The 23,758-nt window shown below is 61.9% G+C and carries 20 protein-coding genes; 9 read left to right on the top strand and 11 right to left on the bottom strand.

The genetic code is table 11. The features are described 5' to 3' along the window. Positions 1 to 24: 24 nt before the first annotated feature. From HDC32_RS18055 to HDC32_RS18035, 5 genes are all read right to left on the bottom strand, one after another. A complete protein-coding gene (locus HDC32_RS18055) occupies positions 25 to 2,457 on the bottom strand; it encodes a TonB-dependent siderophore receptor (protein WP_167656258.1) in 2,433 nt (810 codons plus the stop codon). 204 nt (positions 2,458 to 2,661) lie between these two features. Beyond that, positions 2,662 to 3,630: a FecR domain-containing protein gene (locus HDC32_RS18050; protein WP_184745028.1), complete on the bottom strand. Its 969-nt coding sequence runs from the start codon at positions 3,628 to 3,630 to the stop codon at positions 2,662 to 2,664. Then, positions 3,627 to 4,145: an RNA polymerase sigma factor gene (locus HDC32_RS18045; protein ID WP_131699091.1), complete on the bottom strand. Its 519-nt coding sequence runs from the start codon at positions 4,143 to 4,145 to the stop codon at positions 3,627 to 3,629. The genes HDC32_RS18050 and HDC32_RS18045 overlap by 4 nt, the downstream gene beginning before the upstream one ends. A gap of 100 nt (positions 4,146 to 4,245) precedes the next feature. Then, positions 4,246 to 4,953 (bottom strand): PolC-type DNA polymerase III, encoded by a 708-nt coding sequence (locus HDC32_RS18040; RefSeq protein WP_145336855.1) that lies wholly within the window; start codon positions 4,951 to 4,953, stop codon positions 4,246 to 4,248. Next, a complete protein-coding gene (locus HDC32_RS18035; RefSeq protein WP_184745321.1) occupies positions 4,950 to 6,872 on the bottom strand; it encodes a putative nucleotidyltransferase substrate binding domain-containing protein in 1,923 nt (640 codons plus the stop codon). The genes HDC32_RS18040 and HDC32_RS18035 overlap by 4 nt, the downstream gene beginning before the upstream one ends. A gap of 246 nt (positions 6,873 to 7,118) precedes the next feature. On the opposite strand from HDC32_RS18035, the gene HDC32_RS18030 reads away from it, so the two are divergent. Next, positions 7,119 to 7,565, top strand: coding sequence for a response regulator (locus tag HDC32_RS18030; protein WP_131699148.1), 447 nt, complete (start codon positions 7,119 to 7,121; stop codon positions 7,563 to 7,565). 118 nt (positions 7,566 to 7,683) lie between these two features. On the opposite strand, the gene HDC32_RS18025 is transcribed toward HDC32_RS18030, so the two are convergent. Continuing rightward, on the bottom strand, positions 7,684 to 9,861 hold the full coding sequence (locus HDC32_RS18025; protein ID WP_184745026.1) for a malate synthase G: 2,178 nt from the start codon (positions 9,859 to 9,861) through the stop codon (positions 7,684 to 7,686). A 266-nt stretch (positions 9,862 to 10,127) separates the two neighbouring features. Here HDC32_RS18025 and HDC32_RS18020 point away from each other — a divergent pair, with 266 nt between their 5' ends. Continuing rightward, positions 10,128 to 10,640, top strand: coding sequence for a glycine cleavage system protein R (locus HDC32_RS18020; protein ID WP_145336852.1), 513 nt, complete (start codon positions 10,128 to 10,130; stop codon positions 10,638 to 10,640). A gap of 219 nt (positions 10,641 to 10,859) precedes the next feature. Here the strand turns inward: HDC32_RS18020 and rarD are convergent, their stop codons facing one another. The 5 genes from rarD to HDC32_RS17995 all read right to left on the bottom strand — a co-directional run bounded on the left by rarD (position 10,860) and on the right by HDC32_RS17995 (position 16,619). Continuing rightward, entirely contained in the window at positions 10,860 to 11,744 is an 885-nt protein-coding gene (rarD, locus tag HDC32_RS18015) for an EamA family transporter RarD (protein WP_131699096.1), read from the bottom strand. Positions 11,745 to 11,932: 188 nt separating this feature from the next. Continuing rightward, complete coding sequence (locus HDC32_RS18010; RefSeq protein ID WP_015886213.1) at positions 11,933 to 12,907, bottom strand: serine/threonine protein kinase; 975 nt, start codon at positions 12,905 to 12,907, stop codon at positions 11,933 to 11,935. A 179-nt stretch (positions 12,908 to 13,086) separates the two neighbouring features. Further along, entirely contained in the window at positions 13,087 to 14,985 is a 1,899-nt protein-coding gene (locus tag HDC32_RS18005; RefSeq protein ID WP_184745024.1) for a PhoX family phosphatase, read from the bottom strand. 79 nt (positions 14,986 to 15,064) lie between these two features. Then, positions 15,065 to 15,829, bottom strand: coding sequence for a TOBE domain-containing protein (locus tag HDC32_RS18000; RefSeq protein ID WP_131699098.1), 765 nt, complete (start codon positions 15,827 to 15,829; stop codon positions 15,065 to 15,067). 52 nt (positions 15,830 to 15,881) lie between these two features. Then, entirely contained in the window at positions 15,882 to 16,619 is a 738-nt protein-coding gene (locus tag HDC32_RS17995) for a ComF family protein (protein ID WP_184745022.1), read from the bottom strand. A 92-nt stretch (positions 16,620 to 16,711) separates the two neighbouring features. Between HDC32_RS17995 and bioB the strand changes: the two genes are divergently transcribed. The 7 genes from bioB to HDC32_RS17960 all read left to right on the top strand — a co-directional run bounded on the left by bioB (position 16,712) and on the right by HDC32_RS17960 (position 23,647). Beyond that, positions 16,712 to 17,767 (top strand): biotin synthase BioB, encoded by a 1,056-nt coding sequence (gene bioB, locus HDC32_RS17990; RefSeq protein ID WP_010207025.1) that lies wholly within the window; start codon positions 16,712 to 16,714, stop codon positions 17,765 to 17,767. 46 nt (positions 17,768 to 17,813) lie between these two features. Beyond that, a complete protein-coding gene (gene bioF, locus HDC32_RS17985) occupies positions 17,814 to 18,995 on the top strand; it encodes an 8-amino-7-oxononanoate synthase (RefSeq protein WP_131699100.1) in 1,182 nt (393 codons plus the stop codon). Further along, on the top strand, positions 18,988 to 19,719 hold the full coding sequence (locus HDC32_RS17980; protein ID WP_184745020.1) for an alpha/beta fold hydrolase: 732 nt from the start codon (positions 18,988 to 18,990) through the stop codon (positions 19,717 to 19,719). Before bioF ends, HDC32_RS17980 begins: the two co-directional genes overlap by 8 nt. Next, positions 19,712 to 20,524 (top strand): malonyl-ACP O-methyltransferase BioC, encoded by an 813-nt coding sequence (bioC, locus tag HDC32_RS17975; protein WP_184745018.1) that lies wholly within the window; start codon positions 19,712 to 19,714, stop codon positions 20,522 to 20,524. The genes HDC32_RS17980 and bioC overlap by 8 nt, the downstream gene beginning before the upstream one ends. Then, positions 20,521 to 21,201, top strand: a complete 681-nt coding sequence (gene bioD / locus HDC32_RS17970) for a dethiobiotin synthase (protein ID WP_131699103.1) — start codon at positions 20,521 to 20,523, stop codon at positions 21,199 to 21,201. Before bioC ends, bioD begins: the two co-directional genes overlap by 4 nt. Positions 21,202 to 21,307: 106 nt before the next feature. After that, positions 21,308 to 21,589 (top strand): hypothetical protein, encoded by a 282-nt coding sequence (locus HDC32_RS17965; RefSeq protein WP_053131056.1) that lies wholly within the window; start codon positions 21,308 to 21,310, stop codon positions 21,587 to 21,589. A gap of 252 nt (positions 21,590 to 21,841) precedes the next feature. Further along, complete coding sequence (locus tag HDC32_RS17960) at positions 21,842 to 23,647, top strand: phenylacyl-CoA dehydrogenase (protein WP_131699104.1); 1,806 nt, start codon at positions 21,842 to 21,844, stop codon at positions 23,645 to 23,647. Positions 23,648 to 23,758: the final 111 nt, after the last annotated feature.

Raw genomic sequence — 23,758 nt, 5'->3', positions numbered from 1 at the left:
CGGCCCGGTGGTTAACTCTGCCGATTACCACTGGTAGGTGGCGCTGGCGACGACGCTGCGCTGGTCGCCGAAGTAGCAGTAGTTGCCGTCACAGGTAGACAGGTAGTCCTTGTTGAACAGGTTGGTGGCGTTCAGTTTTACCGACGCACCCTTCAGACTGTTGTCCAGTCGGCCCAGGTCGTAATGCACCGCACCGTCAAACACGGTATAGGCATTGGCCTTGCCCAGCCAGGTATTGGCCTGGTCGCCGTAGGTGTTGCCGGTGTAGCGGGCGCCAAAGCCGATGCCGAAACCGTCGAGCATGCCGGTGTGCCAGGTGTAGTCGGTCCACAGCGAGGCTTGCTGGTTGGGCATCAATGTCAGACGGTTGCCTTTGTAGATGCCTTTCTGCACTTCGGATTTTGCCAAGGTGTAGGCGGCGATGACCTTGAGGTTCTCGGTCACGTCGGACACGGCTTCCAGCTCCAGGCCCTTGACCTTCACTTCGCCGGTCTGGCTGTTGATCTGCTGGCCCCCAGCGCCGAGGGTGGTCACCTGCACATTCTTCTGGGTCAGGTCATAGACAGCTGCACTCAGCAACGTATTGGAGCCGGGCGGCTGATACTTGACCCCCATTTCCCACTGCTTGCCTTCCGTGGGTTTAAACGTCTTGAGCGCGTTTGTATCGGCGTTGCTCGCTGGTTGGAACGACTCGGCATAGGACAAGTAGGGTACGAAGCCCGAATCGAACACATAGCTCAGCGCTGCGTTGCCACTGAAGTGTTTGATGCGGTCAGTGTTGGTCGCATCGCTGTCGTTGAAGTAGGTGGTGCCCTGATGCACCCAATCTTCACGCCCGCCCAAGGTCAGGCGCCACTTATCCAGGGCCATCTGGTCTTGCACGTAGAGACCGGTCTGCACGGTTTTCTGGTTGTAGTCGTAAAAAGGTCGGACATCGGTCGGGCGCAGCGTCGGCTGGGTGTTGATCGGGTTGAAAATATTGATGCCCGACGCAGTCCCGAATATCGCTCGATAGGAGGTATCGGTGCGCTGGTGGTCCAGGCCGAGCAGCAGGGTGTGGATGACATCGCCAGTGGCAAAGTCTGCCTGGAAGTTGTTGTCCACCGCGAACTGACCGATGTCCTCGTCGACGTTGGTGGTCGAGCGGCTGATATTGCCTGCCGCATCCGCGGGGGAGAACGCGTAGGAACCCACGGTCAGTTGCTGGAACGACAAATCCGACTTGGTGTAACGCAGGTTTTGCTTGAACTGCCAGGTGTCGTTGAAACGATGCTCGAAGGCATAGCCCAGCGCGTAGTAGGTGCGGTCGTAGAACTCGTAATCCGGGTCGCCCAGGTTCTTGTGGTGGGAGACCTCGCCCAGCGGCGATTTGATCTTGGTGCCCTGGATCGGCATGAACTGGCTGGTGGTACCGGTATCGTCGCGGGTGAACTGCGAGAGCAGGGTCAGCTTGGTGTCGGTATCGATGTTCCAGGTCAGGCTCGGCGCAATGTTGTAGCGCTTGTTGTCGATGTGATCGACCTGGGTGCCGGCATCGCGTACCACACCGCTGAGGCCATAGAGGAATTGGCCTTCATCATCGATTTTGCCGGTGCTGGCGAAGTTGATCTGGCGGTAGTTGTCACTGCCGTATTGCACCTGGATAGCGTTGCTCGACTCTGCGCTGGGACGTCGGCTGACCATGTCCAGCAGGCCGCCCGGCGGGGTCTGGCCGTACACCGACGAAGCCGGGCCACGCAGCAGGGCGAGGCGGTCGAGGTTCCAGGTTTCCGCTTTGGGGTTGGCGTACACGCCCCGCGGCAGTGGCAGACCATCGAGGAACTGGGTGGGCTCGAAGCCGCGCACGCGCATCCAGTCGTAGCGGGTGTCGCTGCCATAGCTGGCGGACACGATGCCGGGCATGTATTTGACCGCGTCATCCAGGTTCTGGACGTTACGATCCTGCATTTGCTCGCGGGTGGCCACGGAGATCGAACGCGGTGCCTCCACCAGGGCGGTGTCGGTCTTGGTGCCGGCGGCGGTGCGTGTGGCCAGGTAGCCTTGTACCGGGCCCCAGGCACTTTCCTGGTTACCCTCCTGCCCCGTGATGTTGGTCACCGGCAGCGCCATCACACCCTCCGGAACCGCCACCAGCGTGTACGTCCCTGCGCTGCTTTGCTCCAGTTGCAACCCGGTGCCACGCAAGGCTTCACGCAGTGCACCTGGTGCATCGAACTGGCCCTGGACCGGGGCCGAGGTCTTGCCCGAGGCCAACGCTGGGTTGAGGGTCAGTGCGAGGCCGGCCTGGCTGGCGATCTGGTTCAGGGTGCTCGCCAGCGGGGCGGCCGGCAGGTTGTAGGCGTGCACGCTGGAGGCTTGTTCGGCGGCAATCAGCGCAGTGCTGGCCAGTGGGGCGCTGAGGGCAATGGCCACGGCTAACAGGCTGGGGCGCAACAAGGTGTCTAGCGTGCGGGACATGGGCGGCTCCTGAATGGAAGTAATTCGCAATTGCCTATGTGCCGAACGAGAATTGAAAAGTGATAGGGCAGGATCAAAATATTTTTTGTGGTGGGTTTGAGGGCCTCATCGGGGGCAAGCCCCCTCCCACAGGTTGATTTGCGAATACCTTCAAATGTGGGAGGGGGCTTGCTCCCGATAGCGATAGCTCAGCTCCCACAGAACCTAAGGCTTACCCGTGACCGTCACCCACCACGGTGTGTGCTGTTCGATCTGCACCGGCAGGGTCGGCAGCAGCGCGTTGAGCGCCAGGGTGGTGTCGTGCAGCGGGAAGCTGCCGGTGATGCGCAGGTCGGCCACGTCTTTATCCACCCCGAGATGGCCGGTGCGGTAGCGGCTGAGTTCCTGCACCACATCGCCCAGGCGGGCGTTGTCGACCACCAGCATGCCGCGCGTCCAGGCATCGGTGGCGGGGGTGACGGCCAGCGCAGGGCCGAGGCCGTCGCTGCGCATCAGCACTTGCTGGCCTTCCTTGAACACCTGTTCCTGCTGCAGCGCTTCGGGCTGGGCGCCCACCGCCGATTGCAGCACGCTCAGGCGCGTGGCGTCGTCTTCGCGCTTGACGATAAACCGCGTGCCCAGCGCGCGCAGGCTGCCGTCGCGGGTTTGCACATAAAACGGGCGCGCATCGTTGTGGCCGGTCTCGACGAGGATTTCGCCTTCCTGCAACACGATCAGCCGGCGCTTCTCATCGAAGCGCACGTCGATAGCACTGTGGGTGTTGAGGTTGATCAACGTGCCGTCCGCCAGTTTCAGCGTGCGCTGCTCGCCGGTGGCGGTGCGTTGGTCGGCCAGCCAATAGTGGATCGGCACGTAGCGTTCGCCGGCAAACAATGCCAGGCCGCACACCAGCGCAATACTCGCCAGGCCGCTGCCCAGCTTGCGCACGCGCTGGCGAATGCCCTCGCGCGACTGCAACAACGCCGCACGCGCCGGGCCCGAGGCCACGCTGAAACGCTGGTCGAGCATGCCCAGTTGGCGCCAGGCACGGGCGTGTTCTTCATCACTGGCCAGCCATTTGCTGAACTCTTCTCGCTCCACCGCGGTGCCATCACCCGAATCGAGGGACAACTGCCAGGCAATCGCCGCATCCAGCACGCGGGCCGACACCGGCTTGGCGCTGACAAAGGTCACAGCGGCTCGCCATACAGGGCGATGTAGCACTGGCGAATGCCCTGGGCCAGGTACTGGCGCACACGCGGCACCGACACGCCCAGGCGCTGGGCGATTTCGGCATGGCCGAGGCCGTCGAGGCGGTTATAGAGGAAGGCGGCGCGGGCCTTGCTCGACAGTTTGCCGAGCAGGCGGTCGATGGCTTTGAGGTCTTCGAGGATCAGTTGCTGTTCTTCCGGCGACGGGTGTTCGCTTTCCGGGATCAGCATCAATTCGGTGAGGTAGGCCTGTTCGAGGGCGGCGCGACGGAAGTAGTCGAACAGCAAGCCCTTGGCGATGGCCACCAGAAACGCCCGTGGCTCGCGGGGCTCGCGCAACTCGTCACGGCCGAGCAGGCGCATGAAGGTGTCCTGGCTCAGGTCTTCGGCACGGCTCGGGCAGGCCACATTGCGCCGCAGCCAGGCCAGCAGCCAGCCACGATGGTCGCGATACAACGCGCCAACAAGCTCACTGTGTGGGTTCTGGGCCGACGACAAGGCATCACCGAATAAACAAAAGGTTTAAACTAACGAGAATTATTCGCGATTGTGTCAGAGGCGTGGGGCGGGCGCAATTAGCGTCTGTCGGGAGATGACATTAAAACGATGGCGCGTGTTTACGCCGTTTCCATTGGCTCAAGCGCTCTTGCAGCGCCTGAGGCGTGTCGATCTGCTGCTGACGCGCGCGGCTGAACAGGATCAGCATCAGCTCCGCCGTGGCCAGGGCATCGGCGCTGGCATGATGGCGTTCGCCTACCTGCAGGTCGAAGTGGTTGATCCAGTCGTCCAGCCCGGCCTCGCGTATATGCGCCTCGGGGCACAGCAGCGGGGCGATGTCGGCCACATCCAGGAACGTATGGGCCAAGCGATACCCGAGGCTGTCCTTGAGGGCGCGGCCGAGCATGTGTTGATCGAATGGCGCGTGGAAGGCGAGTAGCGGGCTGTCGCCGACAAACTCCATGAAGTCCAGCAGTGCATCGACCGGGTCACTGCCCGCCGCGATGGCGCTGGGGCCGAGGCCGTGGATCAGCACGCTGGGGCTGAGTTTGGCTTCGGCGCGGTGCAAGGTGCGCTCGAACAGTTGGGAAAAATCCACCGCGCCGTCCTCGATCACCACCGCGCCGATGGACAGCACCTGATCGCGGTTGAGATTCAGGCCGCTGGTCTCCAGATCCACCACCACCCAGCGCTGGCTGCGCAACGCGTTGTCGCCCAATACAAGAGGCGTGGGGAGTTGCTCCAGGCGCCGTTGTTGCGCGGCATCCAGTCTGGGCTTGGCCGCGCGCAGCCAACCAAACAAGCTCACAACTGATACCGCAAGGTCAGGCTGCTTTGCAGGCGCTGGGCCTGGCGCAGGGATTCGCGCAGGATACGGCGGTCCAGGTGGTTGAGGCTGTCGGGGTCGACGCGGTTGGAATGCGGCTGGTTCTCGCGGGTCTGCAACTGATGCTGCTGCATGCGGGTTTGCTGGATAAAGTGATACGCCTCTTCATAGGCGGCGCCGTCCAGGGGCTCGATCACTTCCTTGACCACCAACTGGCGCAGGCGCTCCAGGGTGTTATTGGCGTGGATGCCATTGGCCAGGGCCAGCAGGCGTGCGCCGTCGACAAAGGGGGTGAGCCCCTGCACCTTGAGGTCGAGGGTGGCTTTTTCCCCGCCTTTGCGCGTCAGCACAAAATCGCGGAAACGCCCTACGGGCGGGCGCTGGCGCAAGGCATTCTCGGCCAGCATGCGTTGGAACAGCCGGTTATCCCCGACCTGGTCGAGAATGCCCTGGCGCAGTTGCTCGCAGCCTCGTTCATCGCCCCACACCACGCGCAGGTCAAAATAGATACTCGACCCCAGCAGGTTCTCCGGCGTCGCCTCGCGAATGAACGCCGCAAACCGCCGCGCCCATTCCGCCCGCGACAGGCACAGCTCCGGGTTGCCGGCCATGATATTGCCCGTGCACAGGCTGAACCCGCACAGCGCCAGGCTTTGGTTGATCTGTTGTGCCAGGGGCAGCAGCCGCCCGCGAATCTCGGCGGCTTCCACCGCGTCCTTGGCTTCGAACAGGATGCCGTTGTCCTGGTCGGTGTACAGCGTCTGCTCGCGCCGGCCTTCGCTGCCGAAACACAGCCAACTGAAGGGCACGCCGGGGTCGCCTTTTTCGGCCAGGGTCAACTCGATCACCCGGCACACGGTGTGATCGTTGAGCAGGGTAATGATGTGGGTGATCTGGGTAGACGACGCGCCATGGGCGAGCATGCGCTCCACCAGTTGGCCGATCTCGCCGCGCAGCGCCACCAGGTTCTCCACCCGTGGCGCGTTGCGGATGGTGCGGGCCAGGTGCACCAGGTCGACCCGTTGCAGGGAAAACAGATCGCGCTCGGACACCACGCCGCACAGGCGCTGGTCCTTGACCAGGCAGACGTGGGCGATATGCCGCTCGGTCATGGCGATGGCCGCGTCGAAGGCGCTGTGGTCCGGGGTCAAAAAGAACGGCGCCTGGGTCATATGGCCTTCAATGCCCTGGCTGAAGTCACCGGTGCCGTCGGCCACCACCTGGCGCAGGTCGCGCAGGGTGAAAATACCCAGGGGCGCCTTGTGTTCGTCGACGATCACAATGCTGCCCACCTGCTGCTCATGCATCAGCGTTACCGCTTCGCGCAGCGGCGTCTGCGGGCTGCAGGTGACCGGATGGCGCATGGCCAATTCGCCCAGGCGGGTGTTCAGGGAATATTGGGTGCCGAGGGTTTCCACGGCTTTTTGCTGCACTTGCTGGTTGACCTGGTCGAGCAGGCTGCTGACGCCACGCAAAGCGAAGTCGCGGAACGGGCTGGACAGCGCGAACAGCTTGATAAAGGCCGGTTTGTTCAGTTGCAGGCAGAAGGTGTCTTCAGCGGCCTTGTGTTCGGTGCGGGTGGCGCGTTCACCTAACAGCGCCGCGAGGGGGAAACACTCGCCAGTGGTGATTTCGAAGGTGGCTTGGGTGGAGTCCGGCCGTTCACCCACGACGCGGCCCTGCTTGACGATGTAGAAGTGTTCCACCGGTCCGCCCGACGGCTTGAGAATGCTCTCGCCGGGGCCGAAGAAGCGCAGTTGACACTGTTCCACCAGGAACGCCAGGTGCGCGTTTTCCATCTGGTTGAACGGCGGGAAGCGTTGCAGGAACTGCAGGGTGCCGTGGATGTTCTGCAATACAGCAGTTTTTCCCGCCTGGGCGAAAGCATCAGCTTTACTCATAACCATGACCGCAATTTTTTTGTCGTTATCGTCCTGCATGGTCGACTCCTGAGCGGCGGGTGCCCATTGGACGTAAGTCTAGGTCGATGAAAACGCCGCATAACTAAGGAAAAACCTTACACGACTATCGTCCAAACCCCGTAGAACACCCACTAGGCAAACTTTCCGACGAAGTGCACATTGATCGCCCTTCCGCAGATGTCTGACGAGTGTGCAGGGAGATTGATGAGAATTGCTGAGAACCGTATGTCCGACCACGATATTTTGAGTGATGCCGAGCGCGAGGCGCTGAGCGCCGTGATGCTGGAGCCTGATTTACCGCCACAACGCGTGTTGATTGTTGACGACGACAAGGATGCGCGTGAACTGCTGGCGGAGATCCTGGGCTTGGATGGTATTCGCTGCATGACTGCCGACAGTGGCGAGGCGGCGTGGAACTTGTTGAAGTCCAGCAGCTCCATCGGTTTGCTGATCACCGATCTGCGCATGAAACCCAGCAACGGTCTGGAGTTGATCAAGCAAGTGCGCGAATCCACTCGCGCTGCGTTGCCCATCATCATCATGTCGGGGGACGCCGAAGCGCCGGATGTGATCGATGCGATGCATTTGAGTGTGGTGGATTTTCTGTTGAAGCCGATCGACAGCGTGAAGTTGGCGAAGCTGGTCAAGCGCGAGTTGGGGTTGGCTTCCTGATTTTTGCGGTGTCTGTACGGGCCTCATCGGGAGCTAGCCCCCTCCCACAGTTGACCGCGTACATCCACACCACAGCCCCAAAGAAAAAGCCCTGATCTCACGATCAGGGCTTTTTCATTTACAGGCCGTTTTTAGCCTTGAACTCCCGACGCCGACGGTGCAACACCGGCTCGGTATAGCCATTCGGCTGTTTGGTCCCTTCAATCACCAACTCCACCGCTGCCTGGAACGCGATGTTGCTGTCGAAATCCGGCGCCAGTGGGCGGTACAACGCATCTCCGGCATTCTGACGGTCCACCACCGGCGCCATGCGCTTGAGGCTTTCCATCACCTGGGCTTCGTTGACGATGCCGTGGCGCAGCCAGTTGGCAATGTGCTGGCTGGAGATGCGCAGGGTGGCGCGGTCTTCCATCAGGCCGACATCGTTGATGTCCGGCACTTTCGAGCAACCCACGCCTTGGTCGATCCAGCGCACGACATAGCCGAGGATGCCCTGGGCGTTGTTGTCCAGCTCGTTGCGGATTTCTTCGTCGGACCAATCGGTGTTGCTGGCCAGGGGAATGGTGAGGATGTCGTCCACCGACGCACGCTCGCGCTTGGCCAGTTCGGCCTGGCGTGCGAACACGTCGACCTTGTGGTAATGCAGCGCGTGCAGTGCGGCTGCCGTCGGCGATGGCACCCAGGCGGTGTTGGCGCCGGCCAGTGGGTGGGCGATTTTCTGTTCGAGCATCGCCGCCATCAGGTCGGGCATCGCCCACATGCCTTTACCTATCTGCGCACGGCCTTGCAGGCCGGTACTCAAGCCGATATCGACGTTCCAGTTCTCGTAGGCACCGATCCATTTTTCCGCCTTCATCGCCGCCTTGCGCACCATCGCGCCGGCTTCCATGGAGGTGTGGATTTCGTCGCCGGTGCGGTCGAGGAAGCCGGTGTTGATAAACACCACGCGCTCGCTGGCCGCCTTGATGCAGGCCTTGAGGTTGACCGTGGTGCGGCGCTCCTCGTCCATGATCCCGACCTTGAGGGTGTTGCGCGGCAGGTTCAGCACGTCTTCGATGCGGCCGAACAGCTCGTTGGTGAACGCGGCTTCTTCCGGGCCGTGCATCTTCGGCTTCACAATGTAGACCGAACCGGTGCGGCTGTTCTTGCGCGTGTTGTTGCCGTTGAGGCTGTGGACCGCTGCCAGGCTGGTGAGCAGGCCGTCGAGGATGCCTTCGGGTACTTCGTTGCCGTCTTTGTCGAGGATCGCGTCGATGGTCATCAAGTGGCCAACGTTGCGCACGAACAGCAGGGAACGGCCGTGCAGCGTCACGTCCTTGCCGTCGACGCCGGTGTAGACGCGGTCGGCATTCATGGTGCGGGTGAAGGTCTTGCCGCCCTTGGCCACTTCTTCGGCCAGGTCGCCCTTCATCAGGCCGAGCCAGTTGCGGTAAATCACCACCTTGTCATCGGCATCGACGGCGGCGACGGAGTCTTCGCAGTCCATGATGGTGGTGAGTGCGGCTTCCATCAGTACGTCTTTGACGCCGGCGGCATCGGTCTGGCCGACCGGGGTGCTGGCGTCGATCTGGATTTCGAAGTGCAGGCCGTTGTGTTTCAGCAGGATCGCGATCGGCTCGGCCGCAGGGCCCTGGAAACCAATCAACTGCGCATCGTCACGCAGGCCGCTGTTGCTGCCACCCTTGAGGCTGACGATCAACATGCCGTCGACAACCTTGTAGCCGGTGGAATCGACGTGGCTGCCGGCGCTCAGTGGCGCGGCTTCGTCGAGGAAGGCACGGGCGAAGGCAATCACCTTGTCGCCACGCACTTTGTTGTAGCCCTTGCCCTTTTCGGCGCCGTCGGCTTCGCTGATGGCATCGGTACCATACAGGGCGTCGTACAGCGAGCCCCAACGCGCATTGGAAGCGTTGAGGGCGAAGCGGGCGTTCATCACCGGCACCACCAGTTGCGGGCCGGCCATGCGGGCGATCTCGTCATCGACGTTTTGGGTCGAGGCCTGGAAGTCTGCGGCTTCTGGCAGCAGGTATCCGATGTCTTGCAGGAAGGCTTTGTAGGCCACCGGGTCGTGGGCCTGGCTGGCGTGAGTCTGGTGCCAGGTATCGATCCGCGCCTGGAAATCGTCGCGTTTGGCGAGTAGGGCTTTGTTCTTCGGCGCCAGGTCGTGGATGACCTTGTCGGCACCGGCCCAGAACTGATCGGCAGTGATGCCGGTACCGGGAATGGCTTCGTTGTTCACGAAGTCGAACAGGACTTTGGCGACCTGCAGGCCACCGACTTGAACGTGTTCAGTCATTGCTTGCCTCACTCTGCGGAGCTTATGCGCTGATTCAGATTTTCATTATGTAGTGCTCGGGAGGGCATACTACATGATGACTTGCGGTTGTGAAAATTAGACTAAATACGTCGTTTAGCGACCCACTTTGGTCGTACGGTCACAGCGGAGAATCGGATGTTCTCAAAAAACTATTAGATTGTTCCAGATAAATATAAAAATGGTACACGATTTGTTTTCGCGGGCTTCCGAGTCCACCTTGTAGATTGAATTCAGAGGGCTTCGCCATGGACCATCTTGTACTCACTATTATTGCCGCCGACAAACCCGGCCTGGTAGAACGCATCGCGCAGAACATTGCGGCCCACGGCGGCAATTGGCTGGAAAGCCGAATGGCGCATATGGCCGGGCAGTTTGCCGGGATCCTGCGGGTCAGCGTTCCTGCGGAAAGCCGTCAGGCGCTGGTAGGGGCGCTGGAAGACTTATCCACCCACGGCATTCGCGTGCTGGTAGGAGAGGGCAGTACCGGGCAGGCATCGGCGTCCAAACCCATCGTGATGACCTTGGTCGGCAATGATCGCTCGGGCATCGTGCGTGAGATTACCGCGCTGTTGAGCAAGCAGGGTGTGAACCTGGAACGCCTGAGCACCGATGTACGGCCGGCCCCGATGAGCGGTGACCCGCTGTTCAGCGCGGAGGCGTTGTTGCAGGTGCCGTCGACGTTGTCCCTGGATAAGTTGCAGGAGTCGCTGGAAACCTTGGCCGATGACCTGATGGTGGAGTTGCGTAGCGAGGAATAACCCACAAGGTTATGCATGGAAATCTTGCATGGGCCTGTGGATAACCTGTAGAGACCCGGCGCCAGGCCACGCCGACCGGGCTTCTGCGCGGGCTGAGCAAAAAACGAGCAGTTTCAAGGGATTGTGCACAAATGGCGGGGATCAGGTTGTGGATAACCTTGGGGTGGATCTCTGCAAGCCAAGCCGGCTGGGGCTTGCAGAGGTTTGTGCGTTATTTGATCAGCGTTTGCGCACGGTCAACCAGGCATCGACGCTGTAGACCACCAGCCCGGCCCAGATAAAGGCAAACGCGATCAGCGTGCTCGACGCCAGGTGCTCGCCGAACAGCAGCACCGCTTCCAGCAACACCAGCGTCGGTGCCACATACTGCAAAAAGCCCAAGGCGGTGTAAGGCAAATGCCGTGCGGCGGCGTTGAAGCACACCAGCGGGATCAACGTTACGGGGCCGGCCGCCACCAGCCACCAGGCTTCGGATGTGCTCCAGAACGCCAGTTGCGCACTGTGGGCCGACGGGTTGAACAACAACCAGGCCACCGCAATCGGCACCAGCATCCAGGTCTCCACCACCAGCCCCGGCAGCGCCTTGACCGGCGCCTGCTTGCGGATCAGGCCGTAGAAACCGAAGGTCAGCGCCAGCACCAAAGACACCCACGGCAAGCTGCCCACCTGCCACACCTGTTGCGCCACACCCACTGCGGCCAGCCCCACGGCCACCCATTGCAGGCGACGCAGGCGCTCGCCAAGCAGCAGCATGCCCAGCAGCACATTCACCAGCGGGTTGATGTAGTAACCCAGGCTCGCTTCGAGCATGCGCCCGCTGTTCACCGACCACACATAGGTCAGCCAGTTACCGGCAATCAACGAACCGCTGAGTGCCAGGATTGCCAGGCGCTTGGGGTTGTCGCGCAGTTCGCGGAACCAGCCCGGGTGCTTCCACACCGTCAACAGCAAACCACCGAACAGCGCCGACCAGAGCACCCGGTGCACGATGATTTCAGCGGCGGGCACACTGGCGATGGCTTTGAAGTAGAGCGGGAACAGACCCCAGATGACATAGGCACTCAGGCCCAGGATGTACCCCTTGCGGGGGTTGGCGGCTTGCATGCGTAATCCTTGCTTAGGCAGCTAACAAAGCGCGATTGTAAGGATATTTGTCAACCAATGGGATTGGCATTGGTAATGCGGTCTGCTTTGTGTGGGAGGGGGCTTGCCCCCGATGGCGGTGTATCAGCTAGCTTATTTGCAGCTGACACACTGCTATCGGGGGCAAGCCCCCTTCCCACACAAAGCAATCAGAAGAGTTTCAGGGGTTCTTCGTTGAGCGCTGAGAGTTGTTCACGCAGCGCCAGCACTTGGTCGCCCCAATACCGCTCGCTGCCGAACCACGGGAAGCTGTGGGGGAACGCCGGGTCATCCCAGCGCCGTGCCAGCCAGGCGCTGTAGTGCATCAGGCGCAACGCGCGCAGCGGTTCGATCAGCGCCAGTTCGCGCGGGTCGAAGTCGTGGAACTCCTGGTAGCCGTCCATCAGTTCCGACAGCTGGCCCAGGCATTCCTGGCGATCACCGGCAAGCATCATCCACAAGTCCTGCACCGCCGGGCCCATGCGGCAGTCGTCGAGGTCGACGATGTGGAACATTTCATCGCGGCACATCATGTTGCCGGGGTGGCAATCGCCGTGCATGCGGATGTTCTTGTGGGGCGTGGCTTTGTACACCTCTTCCACGCGCTTGAGCAGGTCGCGGGCCACGGACTCGTAGGCCGGCAGCAGGCTCTTGGGAATGAAATTGCCTTCGAGCAACGTATTGAGAGAGTCATGACCGAAGTTCTTCACACCCAAGGCTTCGCGGTGTTCGAACGGGCGGGTGGAACCCACGGCGTGCAAGCGGCCGAGTAGCTGCCCAAGGCGATAAAGCTGGTCAAGGTTGCCCGGCTCCGGTGCTCGGCCGCCACGGCGTGGGAACAGGGTGAAGCGGAAACCCGCGTGTTCGAACAGGCTTTCGCCGTTATGAATCATCGGCGCGACCACCGGCACGTCGCACTCGGCCAACTCGAAGGTGAAACGGTGTTCTTCGAGGATCGCTTCGTTGGTCCAGCGCTGGGGGCGGTAGAACTTGGCGATCAACGGTTCGGAGTCTTCGATGCCCACCTGATATACGCGGTTTTCGTAGCTGTTGAGCGCCAGAACGCGAGCATCGCTGAGGAAACCGATGCTTTCGACAGCGTCGAGTACCAGATCGGGTGTGAGGGTTTCAAACGGATGGGCCATGCGAACTCCTGCGCGCAGCAGGGCGCCGCGTCCGGCCGGGTATGGTAACGCACCAGGCTGGAGATAGGGGGCGCCTGTGCCATTGTCATCGGGGGCAAGCACCCTCCCGCAGGTGACCGCGTTTATCCTTTAGGAATGCGGTCCAGTGTGGGAGGGGGCTTGCCCCCGATAGCGGTCTATCAGGCGCCGACAATCCCGCCATCATCGCGCCAAATCGCCATCACCGACGAACGCGGCTTGCCATTCGGCAGGTGCTCCGGCCACGTAGAGCCACCGGTTTCGCCTGGGTGCTGAATCCCCACAAACAGCGTTTTCTGATCCGGCGAGAAGCTGATGCCCGTCACCTCACACGCTACCGGCCCGACCATGAAACGGCGGATTTCCCCGGTGCTCGGGTCGGCGCAGAGCATCTGGTTATTGCCCATGCCAGCGAAGTCGCCGGCGTTGCTGTAGTCGCCATCGGTAAGAATCCACAGGCGCCCAGCCTTGTCGAATCCCAGGCCGTCGGGGCTGTTGAACATGTTCTGCGGGTTGATGTTCGACGAGCCGCCTTTTGGCGTGCCGGCATGCACGCCCGGGTTGCCGGCCACCACAAACAAGTCCCAGCTGAAGTCCGCTGCGCCATGGTCATCGGCGTTGGCCTTCCAGCGCAGGATCTGGCCGTAGACGTTTTTCTCGCGTGGGTTGGGCCCACCCACCGGCTGGCCGTCTTCGCCGCGCTTGGCGTTGTTGGTCAGGGTGCAATAGACCTGGCCGTCGGTAGGGCTGACCACGATCCATTCCGGGCGGTCCATGCGTGTGGCTTTCACCACACTGGCGGCCAGCCGTGCGTGGATCAGCACTTCGGCCTGGCTGGCGAAGCCTGTATTGGCGTCAATGCCGTTTTTGCCATGGGTCAGCTCGACCCATTGACCTTTGCCTTTCGGATGATCGGCGTTGCCATCGCCCGCATCGAAGATGGCCACGTACAAGGTGCCGTGGTCGAGCAGGTCTTTGTTGGCCTTGGGGTTCTTGTGGTTGATCTTGTCGCGGCTGACGAACTTGTAGATGAACTCGCCGCGTTCGTCGTCGCCCATGTACACCACGGCGCGGCCGTCACGAGTTTCCGCGAGGGCGGCGTTCTCGTGCTTGAAACGGCCCAGGGCGGTGCGTTTGGCCGGGGTGGATTGCGGGTCGAACGGGTCGATTTCCACTACCCAGCCGTGGCGGTTGAGTTCGTTGGGGTTCTTGGCCATGTCGAAGCGCGGGTCATGCAGGTGCCAGTTGATCTCTTTGCTGGCGGCCACCACACCGTAGCGTTTCTGCCCGGCGTCGAAGACTTGCTGCGGGTTACTGCTGCCGAAGCAGTCGGTGAAGTTCTCTTCGCAGGTCAGGTAAGTGCCCCATGGGGTCTTGCCGTTGGCGCAGTTCTGGAAGGTGCCGAGGACTTTTTTGCCGGACGTGTCGGCGCTGGTTTTCAACCATTCGTGGCCGGCGGCGGGGCCGCTCAGGCGGATCGGCGAGTTGCCGTGGATGCGGCGGTTGTAGCGCGAGTCCTGGACGAACTGCCAGGTATCGCCCTTGCGCCGCACTTCGATCACCGACACGCCTTCGCTGGCCTGGGCCTTGTGTACGTCTTCGGCCGATTGCGGTGCGCCGCCGTGGGCGTAGAGGTAGCGGTAGTTGGTGTATTCGTTGTTGATCGCCATCAGCGCGCGGTTGTCGTCGCCGGGGAAGGCGAACAGGCTCATGCCGTCGTTGTTGTCGCCGAACTGTTGTTCCTGGGCTTTGGCGGTGCCATTGCCGGATGGGTCAAAGGCCGGGGCGTTCTTGTGCAGCGGCTGGCCCCAGCTGATCAGCACCGAAGCGCTGTAGCCCGGCGGCAGGGTGATGGCGTCGCTGGTGGCTGCGGCGATGCTGGTAAAGCCCAGCAGCGGGCTGGCGGAGGCGGCGTTGACGGCCAGGGCGCTGCGGCTCAGCAGGTTGCCACCGAGGAACATCGCGGCACCGCACAGGGCACCGGCACCGATGAAGCGGCGGCGGGTGAGGCCGACCATCTGTTCGAGGTCGGTGGCTTGGTTTTCTTCTAATAGGCTCATCTCAGGCTCCCTGCGGTTTTTGCAGACACCATAAGGAGCGGGCGTGACGAAATTGTTGCAGCTTGAAGAACCGCTCGGTTCAGACCGGCGTGCCGAGCAGCACATTGCTGGGGGCAAATTGCACTTGGAGTGTCCGGCCTGCGGCGGCGTCCAGTGTCTTGAGCTCGGCGGGCTGCGCCAAGGCGCATAAAACCTGGCCATTGGGCAGGGCGATGCGCACTTCGCTGGGGCCGTCCTCGGCGTCGAGAATCGCGTCGACGGTTCCACTCACGCAATTGTGTCCAGGTGTTGCAGGCTTATCGAGCGCCAGCAATTCCAGCCAGCCGGCCTTGATCAACGCAACGACTTCCACGCCGACCTCCAGCTCCAGCCGTTGCGTACTGTCGTGGGTGATTTGCGCCGCCAGGGTCAGCCCACCGGCGAGCTGCAAGTGAATCAGGTCGTTACGGCCATGCTGTTCAATCGCAATGACCTGGCCATGCAACTGGTTACGGGCGCTGGTGCGCAGCATCAAGCGGCCGAGCAGGTTGAAGTCGCTGGCGGCTTCGTCCGAGCCGAGTACTTCGGCCTGTAACACTTGCAGGCGTTGATAGAGGCGCAACACCCGTTCACCTTCGGCCGTGAGTCGGGCCCCGCCGCCGCCCTTGCCGCCGACACTGCGTTCGACCAAGGGTTTTTGCGCCAGGTTGTTCAGCTCATCAATGGCGTCCCAGGCGGCCTTGTAGCTCAAACCCGCACTTTTGGCTGCGCGTGTGATGGAGCCCTGTTCGGCGATATGCCCCAGCAGGGCGATACGCTGGGGACGGCGGACAATATGTTGGCTAAGCAGAGTCGGTAGAGACATGGGCGCACGCTGTGTTGGGATGAGCGGACGTTGCGGCCGCGAGGCATGAGAGTCAAGTACCAGGCTTTGGCGTGCGGGCCAGGCAGTACACGTCCACCTGTCGCGCTCCGGCGTTGATCAATAACCGCGCCAGGCTGTGGGCAGTGGCACCGGTGGTGAGCACGTCGTCCACCAGCGCGAGGTGGCGGCCGCGCACGTCGGCGCCAGGGGCCAGGGCGAAGGCGTTGAGCAGGTTGCGTTTGCGCGTCTTGGCGTCGAGGGCTTGCTGCGCGACGGTTTCATAAGGGCGTAGCAACAGATGTTCATCGTGGGGAAGGTTCAGGTCGGCACTGAGCCAGCGCGCCAGCATCAGCGCCTGGTTATAGCCCCGTTCACGCAGGCGCCTGCGGGCCATGGGCACCGGCAACAGAATGTCCGGGCGGGTGAGTGGGTGGTTGTCGAAGCGATGTTGCAAGTAGTGCCCCAACAAGCGCCCTAGCATATGCCCGAGGGGCCAGCGTGCCTGGTGCTTGAAGCGACTGATCAGGGTGTCCACGGGAAAGCTGTAGGTCCAGGGGGCGATCACCTGTTTAAAGGCGGGCGGTTGTCTCAGGCATTGGCCGCAGACCAGGCCGTCCATCGCCAAAGGCAAGGCGCAGACTTCACAATGCTCCATCAGCCAGGGCAGCTCGGTTTCGCAGGCGTTGCAGACACAGTCGGCTGTTTCAGTCGCCTCGTCGCAGATTAAGCATTTCTGTGTGTTTTTTAACCAGATGTAAACTTCGCGTTTTCGTATTGGTTGACAGTGCATGAGTCTTCCTTAAATATGCCGAGCATCCGTGTCGTGCCTGTGGGTATTGCCCTTCCCGCAGCGCTTGCCAAAGCATAATCAAGGAATCGCCCATGAGCGCCAGCACCACCGCCACCTTGCGTCACGATTGGTCTTTAGCCGAAGTCAAAGCGTTGTTCGTGCAACCGTTCAATGACCTGCTGTTCCAGGCGCAGACCGTGCACCGCGCGCACTTCGATGCCAACCGTGTACAGGTGTCGACGCTGCTGTCGATCAAGACCGGCGCCTGCCCGGAAGATTGCAAATATTGTCCGCAGTCGGGCCACTACAACACTGGCCTGGAAAAAGAAAAGCTGATGGAGGTGCAGAAGGTCCTTGAAGAGGCTGCCCGCGCCAAGGCCATCGGTTCGACCCGTTTCTGCATGGGTGCCGCCTGGAAGCACCCGTCGGCCAAAGACATGCCCTACGTGCTGCAGATGGTCAAAGGCGTAAAGGCCATGGGCCTGGAAACCTGCATGACCCTCGGCCGTCTCGACCAGGACCAGACCGAAGCCCTGGCCCAGGCGGGCCTCGATTACTACAACCACAACCTCGACACGTCGCCGGAGTTCTACGGCAGCATCATCACCACCCGCACCTACAGCGAGCGCCTGCAAACCCTGGCCTACGTGCGTGAGTCGGGAATGAAGATCTGCTCGGGCGGTATCCTCGGCATGGGCGAGTCCCTCGACGACCGCGCCAACCTGCTGATCCAGTTGGCCAACCTGCCGGAGCATCCGGAGTCGGTGCCGATCAACATGCTGGTGAAAGTTGCCGGAACGCCGCTGGAAAACGCCGAGGACATCGACCCGTTCGACTTCATCCGCATGCTGGCCGTGGCGCGCATCCTGATGCCGCAATCCCATGTGCGCCTGTCCGCCGGCCGTGAAGCGATGAACGAGCAGATGCAGGCCCTGGCGTTCTTTGCCGGTGCCAACTCGATCTTCTACGGCGACAAACTGCTGACCACCGCCAACCCGCAGGCCGACAAGGACATGCAACTGTTCTCGCGCCTGGGCATCCTGCCGGAAGCCCGTGAAGAGCATGCGGATGAAGTGCACCAGGCGGCGATTGAACAGGCGTTGGTGGAGCAGAAGAGCAGCGAGCAGTTCTATAACGCCGTTGTTTGATTCCCACCTGTTTTGACCGAGTTGCACCTGCCACCCCGAGGCCTGCATGTCTTTTGATCTTTCCGCGCGCCTCGCTGCCCGCCGTGCCGAACACCTTTACCGTCAACGCCCGCTGCTCCAGAGTCCTCAAGGTCCGGAGGTGGTGGTTGACGGTCAACCCCTCCTGGCATTCTGTAATAACGATTACCTGGGCCTGGCCAATCACCCGCAAGTGATCGAGGCCTGGCGCGCCGGGGCGTCCCGCTGGGGCGTGGGCGGCGGTGCCTCGCACTTGGTGGTTGGCCACGCCACGCCGCACCATGAACTGGAAGAGGCGCTGGCCGACCTCACCGGCCGCCCGCGGGCGCTGTTGTTTACCACCGGCTATATGGCCAACCTCGGTGCGGTCACGGCGTTGGTGGGGCAGGGCGATACGGTGCTGGAAGATCGTCTCAACCATGCCTCGCTGCTTGATGCCGGTTTGCTCTCCGGTGCGCGCTTCAATCGCTACCTGCACAACGATGCGACCAGCCTGGCCAAGCGCCTGGAGAAAGCCATCGGCAACACGCTGGTGGTCACCGATGGTGTGTTCAGCATGGACGGCGACTTGGCCGACCTGCCGGCATTGGCCCGTGCAGCCAAGGCCAAAGGCGCCTGGTTGATGGTGGATGACGCCCACGGCTTTGGCCCGCTCGGCGCTAATGGCGGCGGGATCGTCGAGCATTTCGGCTTGAGTCAGGACGACGTGCCGGTACTCGTGGGCACCCTGGGCAAAGCGTTCGGCACGGCCGGGGCGTTTGTCGCGGGCAGTGAGGATTTGATCGAAAGCCTGATCCAGTTTGCCCGGCCGTATATCTACACCACCAGCCAACCGCCGGCGCTGGCCTGCGCCACCCTGAAAAGCCTGGAGCTGCTACGCACCGAGCATTGGCGGCGCGAGCACCTCGACCGCTTGATTCGTCAGTTCCGCCAGGGCGCCGAGCAGCTTGGCCTGGACTTGATGGACAGCTTTACACCGATCCAGCCGATTCTGATCGGCGACAGTGCCAAAGCCATGCGCCTGTCGCAGCTGCTGCGTGAGCGCGGCCTGATGGTCACCGCGATCCGCCCGCCCACCGTACCTGCCGGCAGCGCGCGTTTGCGCGTGACACTGACGGCCGCCCACAGCGAAGCGCAGGTACAGCTATTGTTAAACGCATTGGAAGAGTGTTTCCGCTTGTCTGGTGCCACGGAGCCCGACCATGCGTGATCGACTGATCTTGCTGCCCGGCTGGGGCCTCGGCGTATCGCCGCTGGAGCCATTGGCCGCCGCCTTGCGTGGCCTGGACGAACACCTGCAGGTGCAGATCGAGCCGTTGCCGGCGCTCGATTCCAGCGACCTCGATGAATGGCTCGACGAACTCGACGCCACCCTGCCTGACAACGCCTGGCTCGGCGGCTGGTCCTTGGGCGGCATGCTCGCTGCCGAACTGGCGGCGCGGCGCGGCGAGCGTTGCTGCGGTTTGCTGACCCTGGCGAGCAACCCGTGTTTTGTCGCCCACGAAGGCTGGCCGAATGCGATGCCCGCCGAGACCTTCGATGCGTTCCTGGCCGGTTGTCATGCCGATTCCCAAGTCACCCTCAAGCGCTTCGGCCTGTTGTGCGCCAAAGGCGCCGAAGACCCGCGTGGGCTGTCGCGCCTGCTGGTCAGTGGCGCGCCGAATTCAGCGTCCAGCGTGTTGATGCACAGCCTGGAATTGTTGGCCCAACTGGATACCCGCGACGCCTTGCTGGCCTATCGCGGCCCGCAGTTGCATCTGTTCGCTGGCATGGACGGATTGGTACCTGCCGAAGCCGCCAGCGACCTGCTGACGTTGCTGCCTGATGTAGAGGTCGGCCTGATTGAACAGGCTGGTCACGCTTTTCTTCTGGAAGACCCTCACGGTGTGGCGGGGGCCATCCAGGCTTTTTTGCATGAGTGCGTTGATGACTGATTTATCCCTTCCCCCACTGCCGGGCGCCTTGCCGGACAAGCGCCAGGTGGCGGCGTCGTTTTCCCGTGCGGCGGCCAGTTATGACAGCGTCGCCGAGTTGCAGCGGGCGGTGGGGCATGAACTGCTGGCCCGTCTGCCCTCAGCGTGTGCGCCACGGCGTTGGCTGGATATGGGCTGCGGTACGGGTTATTTCAGCCGCGTGCTGGGTGAGTTGTTGCCAGCGAGCCAAGGTGTGGCGCTGGATATTGCCGAAGGCATGCTCGATCACGCACGGCCTTTGGGCGGTGCTGAGTATTTCATCGCGGGCGATGCCGAGCGTCTGCCTTTGAAGGATGGCAGCTGCGGGCTGATCTTCTCCAGCCTGGCGGTGCAATGGTGTGCGAACTTCGAGGCGGTGCTCAGCGAGGCCTATCGCGTGCTGCAACCGGGTGGCGTGCTGGCGTTCGCCAGTTTGTGCGTCGGGACGCTGGATGAGCTGCGCGAAAGTTGGCGGGCGGCGGATGGCCTGGTGCACGTCAACCGATTTCGCACCTTCGAGGCGTACCAGCAATTGTGCGCGGCCAGTGGTTTGCGCGTGCTCAGCCTGGAGCGGCGTCCCCATGTGCTGCATTACCCGGATGTGCGCAGCCTGACCCATGAGCTCAAGGCGCTGGGGGCGCACAATCTCAATCCGGGCCGCCCGGGAGGGTTGACGGGCCGTGCGCGGATTGCTGCACTGGTAGACGCCTACGAGCAGTTCCGTCAGGCCGAGGGACTGCCGGCCACTTATCAAGTGGTGTACGCCGTCCTGGAGAAGCCCCTATGAGCGCCGCTTATTTCATCACCGGCACCGACACGGATGTCGGCAAGACCACCATCGCCGCAGGCCTGTTGCACGCCGCGCGGCTTGCCGGCAAAAGCACCGCGGCTGGAAAACCCGTGGCTTCCGGTTGCGCAGTTACGCCCAAGGGCTTGCGCAACGCCGATGCCCTGGCGTTGCTTGCCGAGTGTTCATTGCCGTTGAGTTATGCCGAGGTCAACCCGGTGGCGTTCGAACCCGCCATCGCCCCGCACCTGGCTGCGCGAGAGGCCGGCGTCGCGCTGACTGTGCAGTCGTTGTTGAAACCCATGCAGCAGATCCTGGCGCGACAAGCGGATTTCACCCTTATCGAAGGCGCAGGCGGCTGGCGCGTACCGCTGGCCGACCAGGACAACCTGTCGGACCTGGCCATAGCGCTGCAACTGCCGGTGATCCTGGTGGTGGGCGTGCGCCTGGGTTGCATCAGCCATGCCTTGCTCACTGCCGAAGCCATCGCACGGGACGGTTTGCCCTTGGTCGGTTGGGTGGCGAATATCATCGACCCCAAGACCTCTCGTCTGGAAGAAAACCTCGCGACCCTGGCCGAACGCTTGCCCGCGCCGTGCCTGGGCCGAGTGCCCAAGCTCAAGCACGCCAGCGCCGAAGCGGTGGCTGAGCACCTGCAACTGGACCTGCTTGACTGATTCTGGCTATCGACAAGGCATTATGCCATTAGTGTTTTTGACGGGCTTTTTGCCAGGATGTCTGCTTCAATTCAACTTCACGATTCTCTAAAGGCAGGTTAAAGCCATGGAAATCTCTGGCAGCAGCGCGTTTTACTCGGGGCTGAGCACTATTCAGGCCGGGCAGAGCCGTGTCGACCAGGCCGCCGGCAGAATTGCCAGCACCGCGACCACTCAGCCGTCGGACGCACAGAGCGACCGGCTGCAAGCCAATGACCGCGCCCAGCCGACGAATTCGGCGAGCAATATGGTCGAAATGGCCCAAGGCAAGTTTCAAGTGGAGTTGGGCGCCAAGGTCGCCAAGGCTTCGGACGAAATGCTTGGCACCTTGATCGACACTTTCGCTTAACCCCTCTTGCGTACGACCGGCTTCTTTCTGGGGCTGGTCACTCTTGCGCAATCCTCCATTTTCTTCTGAACACCTTGTGGCATCCCGCCGCAGGTCTCGCCGTGCCTGGCATTGACCCGCGTCATGACAAACGGTGTCTGGACGACGCTTGACATCCCCAGGTCGTAAACGTATGTTTCAAACACCTGTTTGACCGCCACAACACATCCACGCGGTTGTTCATTCCAGATACATCAGCAGAGGTTTATCGCTATGCCTGACTACAAGGCCCCCTTGCGTGATATTCGCTTCGTTCGTGACGAACTGCTCGGCTATGAAGCGCACTATCAGAGCCTGCCGGCTTGCCAGGACGCTACCCCGGACATGGTTGACGCCATTCTCGAAGAAGGCGCCAAGTTTTGTGAGCAAGTGCTGGCACCGTTGAACCGCGTGGGTGACATCGAAGGGTGCACCTGGAGTGAGTCTGGCGTTAAAACCCCTGCTGGTTTCAAAGAAGCCTACAAACAATTCGTCGAAGGCGGCTGGCCAAGCCTGGCCCACGACGTGGAGCACGGCGGCCAAGGCCTGCCGGAATCCCTGGGCCTGGCCGTGAGCGAAATGGTCGGCGAAGCCAACTGGTCGTGGGGCATGTACCCGGGCCTGTCCCATGGTGCGATGAACACCATCTCCGAGCACGGCACCCCCGAGCAGCAAGAGGCTTACCTGACCAAGCTGGTGTCGGGCGAATGGACCGGCACCATGTGCCTGACCGAGCCACACTGCGGTACCGACCTGGGCATGCTGCGCACCAAGGCCGAGCCTCAGGCCGACGGTTCCTACAAAGTCTCCGGCACCAAGATCTTCATCTCGGCCGGTGAACACGACATGGCCGACAACATCGTCCACATCGTGCTGGCCCGCCTGCCGGACGCACCGGCCGGTACCAAAGGCATCTCGCTGTTTATCGTGCCGAAATTCCTGCCTGAAGCCGATGGTTCGATCGGTGCGCGCAACGCAGTGAGCTGTGGTTCCCTGGAACACAAGATGGGTATCCACGGTAACGCCACGTGCGTGATGAACTTCGACGCGGCCACCGGTTTCCTGATCGGCCCGGCGAACAAAGGCCTGAACTGCATGTTCACCTTTATGAACACCGCTCGTCTGGGCACTGCGCTGCAAGGCCTGGCCCACGCCGAGATCGGCTTCCAGGGCGGCCTGAAATACGCCCGCGATCGCCTGCAAATGCGCTCCCTGACTGGCCCGAAAGCGCCGGAAAAGGCCGCTGACCCGATCATCGTGCACCCCGACGTGCGCCGCATGCTGCTGACCATGAAAGCCTTCGCCGAAGGTAACCGTGCGATGGTGTACTTCACCGCCAAGCAAGTGGACATCGTCAAGTACGGCACCGACGACGAGGCCAAGAAACAGGCCGACGGCCTGCTGGCATTCATGACCCCGATTGCCAAGGCGTTCATGACCGAAGTCGGTTTTGAATCGGCCAACCACGGCGTGCAGATCTATGGCGGCCACGGCTTTATCGCCGAGTGGGGCATGGAGCAGAACGTTCGCGACAGCCGCATCTCCATGTTGTACGAAGGCACCACCGGTATCCAGGCGCTGGACCTGCTCGGCCGCAAAGTGCTGATGACCCAGGGCGAAGCGCTCAAGGGCTTCACCAAGATCGTGCACAAGTTCTGCCAGGCCAACGAAGGCAACGAAGCGGTCAAGGAATTCGTGACGCCGCTGGCTGCACTGAACAAAGAGTGGGGCGAGTTGACCATGAAGGTCGGTATGGCCGCGATGAAGGACCGTGAAGAAGTGGGTGCTGCCTCGGTGGACTACCTGATGTACTCCGGTTACGCGTGCCTGGCTTACTTCTGGGCCGACATGGCACGCCTGGCGGCCGAAAAACTGGCTGCCGGTACCAGCGAAGAAGCGTTCTACACCGCCAAGCTGCAAACCGCGCGCTTCTACTTCCAGCGCATCCTGCCGCGTACCCGTACCCACGTGGCCACCATGCTGTCGGGCGCCAATAACCTGATGGACATGAAAGAAGAAGACTTCGGCCTGGCTTACTAAGCCTTACCGGGTTCATCTGAAACCGTCGCTTCCCTTGGGAGCGGCGGTTTTTTCATTGGGGGATAAAAAACACAGTACAGCGCTCAGGGATTGCTTCCGGCTGCCGTTACA

It is taken from the genome of Pseudomonas sp. JAI120, assembly GCF_014207255.1.
Taxonomy (GTDB): Bacteria; Pseudomonadota; Gammaproteobacteria; order Pseudomonadales; family Pseudomonadaceae; genus Aquipseudomonas.
This window is presented reverse-complemented; position numbering and strand designations above follow the sequence as displayed.

Coding starts and splice junctions, on each gene's coding strand:
- HDC32_RS18055 (WP_167656258.1), bottom strand. CDS start 2,457: ATGTCCCGCACGCTAGACACCTTGTTGCGCCCCAGCCTGTTAGCCGTG.
- HDC32_RS18035 (WP_184745321.1), bottom strand. CDS start 6,872: ATGAGTAAAGCTGATGCTTTCGCCCAGGCGGGAAAAACTGCTGTATTG.
- HDC32_RS18030 (WP_131699148.1), top strand. CDS start 7,119: ATGTCCGACCACGATATTTTGAGTGATGCCGAGCGCGAGGCGCTGAGC.
- HDC32_RS18025 (WP_184745026.1), bottom strand. CDS start 9,861: ATGACTGAACACGTTCAAGTCGGTGGCCTGCAGGTCGCCAAAGTCCTG.
- HDC32_RS18020 (WP_145336852.1), top strand. CDS start 10,128: ATGGACCATCTTGTACTCACTATTATTGCCGCCGACAAACCCGGCCTG.
- rarD (WP_131699096.1), bottom strand. CDS start 11,744: ATGCAAGCCGCCAACCCCCGCAAGGGGTACATCCTGGGCCTGAGTGCC.
- HDC32_RS18010 (WP_015886213.1), bottom strand. CDS start 12,907: ATGGCCCATCCGTTTGAAACCCTCACACCCGATCTGGTACTCGACGCT.
- HDC32_RS18005 (WP_184745024.1), bottom strand. CDS start 14,985: ATGAGCCTATTAGAAGAAAACCAAGCCACCGACCTCGAACAGATGGTC.
- HDC32_RS18000 (WP_131699098.1), bottom strand. CDS start 15,829: ATGTCTCTACCGACTCTGCTTAGCCAACATATTGTCCGCCGTCCCCAG.
- HDC32_RS17995 (WP_184745022.1), bottom strand. CDS start 16,619: ATGCACTGTCAACCAATACGAAAACGCGAAGTTTACATCTGGTTAAAA.
- bioB (WP_010207025.1), top strand. CDS start 16,712: ATGAGCGCCAGCACCACCGCCACCTTGCGTCACGATTGGTCTTTAGCC.
- bioF (WP_131699100.1), top strand. CDS start 17,814: ATGTCTTTTGATCTTTCCGCGCGCCTCGCTGCCCGCCGTGCCGAACAC.
- HDC32_RS17980 (WP_184745020.1), top strand. CDS start 18,988: ATGCGTGATCGACTGATCTTGCTGCCCGGCTGGGGCCTCGGCGTATCG.
- bioC (WP_184745018.1), top strand. CDS start 19,712: ATGACTGATTTATCCCTTCCCCCACTGCCGGGCGCCTTGCCGGACAAG.
- bioD (WP_131699103.1), top strand. CDS start 20,521: ATGAGCGCCGCTTATTTCATCACCGGCACCGACACGGATGTCGGCAAG.
- HDC32_RS17965 (WP_053131056.1), top strand. CDS start 21,308: ATGGAAATCTCTGGCAGCAGCGCGTTTTACTCGGGGCTGAGCACTATT.
- HDC32_RS17960 (WP_131699104.1), top strand. CDS start 21,842: ATGCCTGACTACAAGGCCCCCTTGCGTGATATTCGCTTCGTTCGTGAC.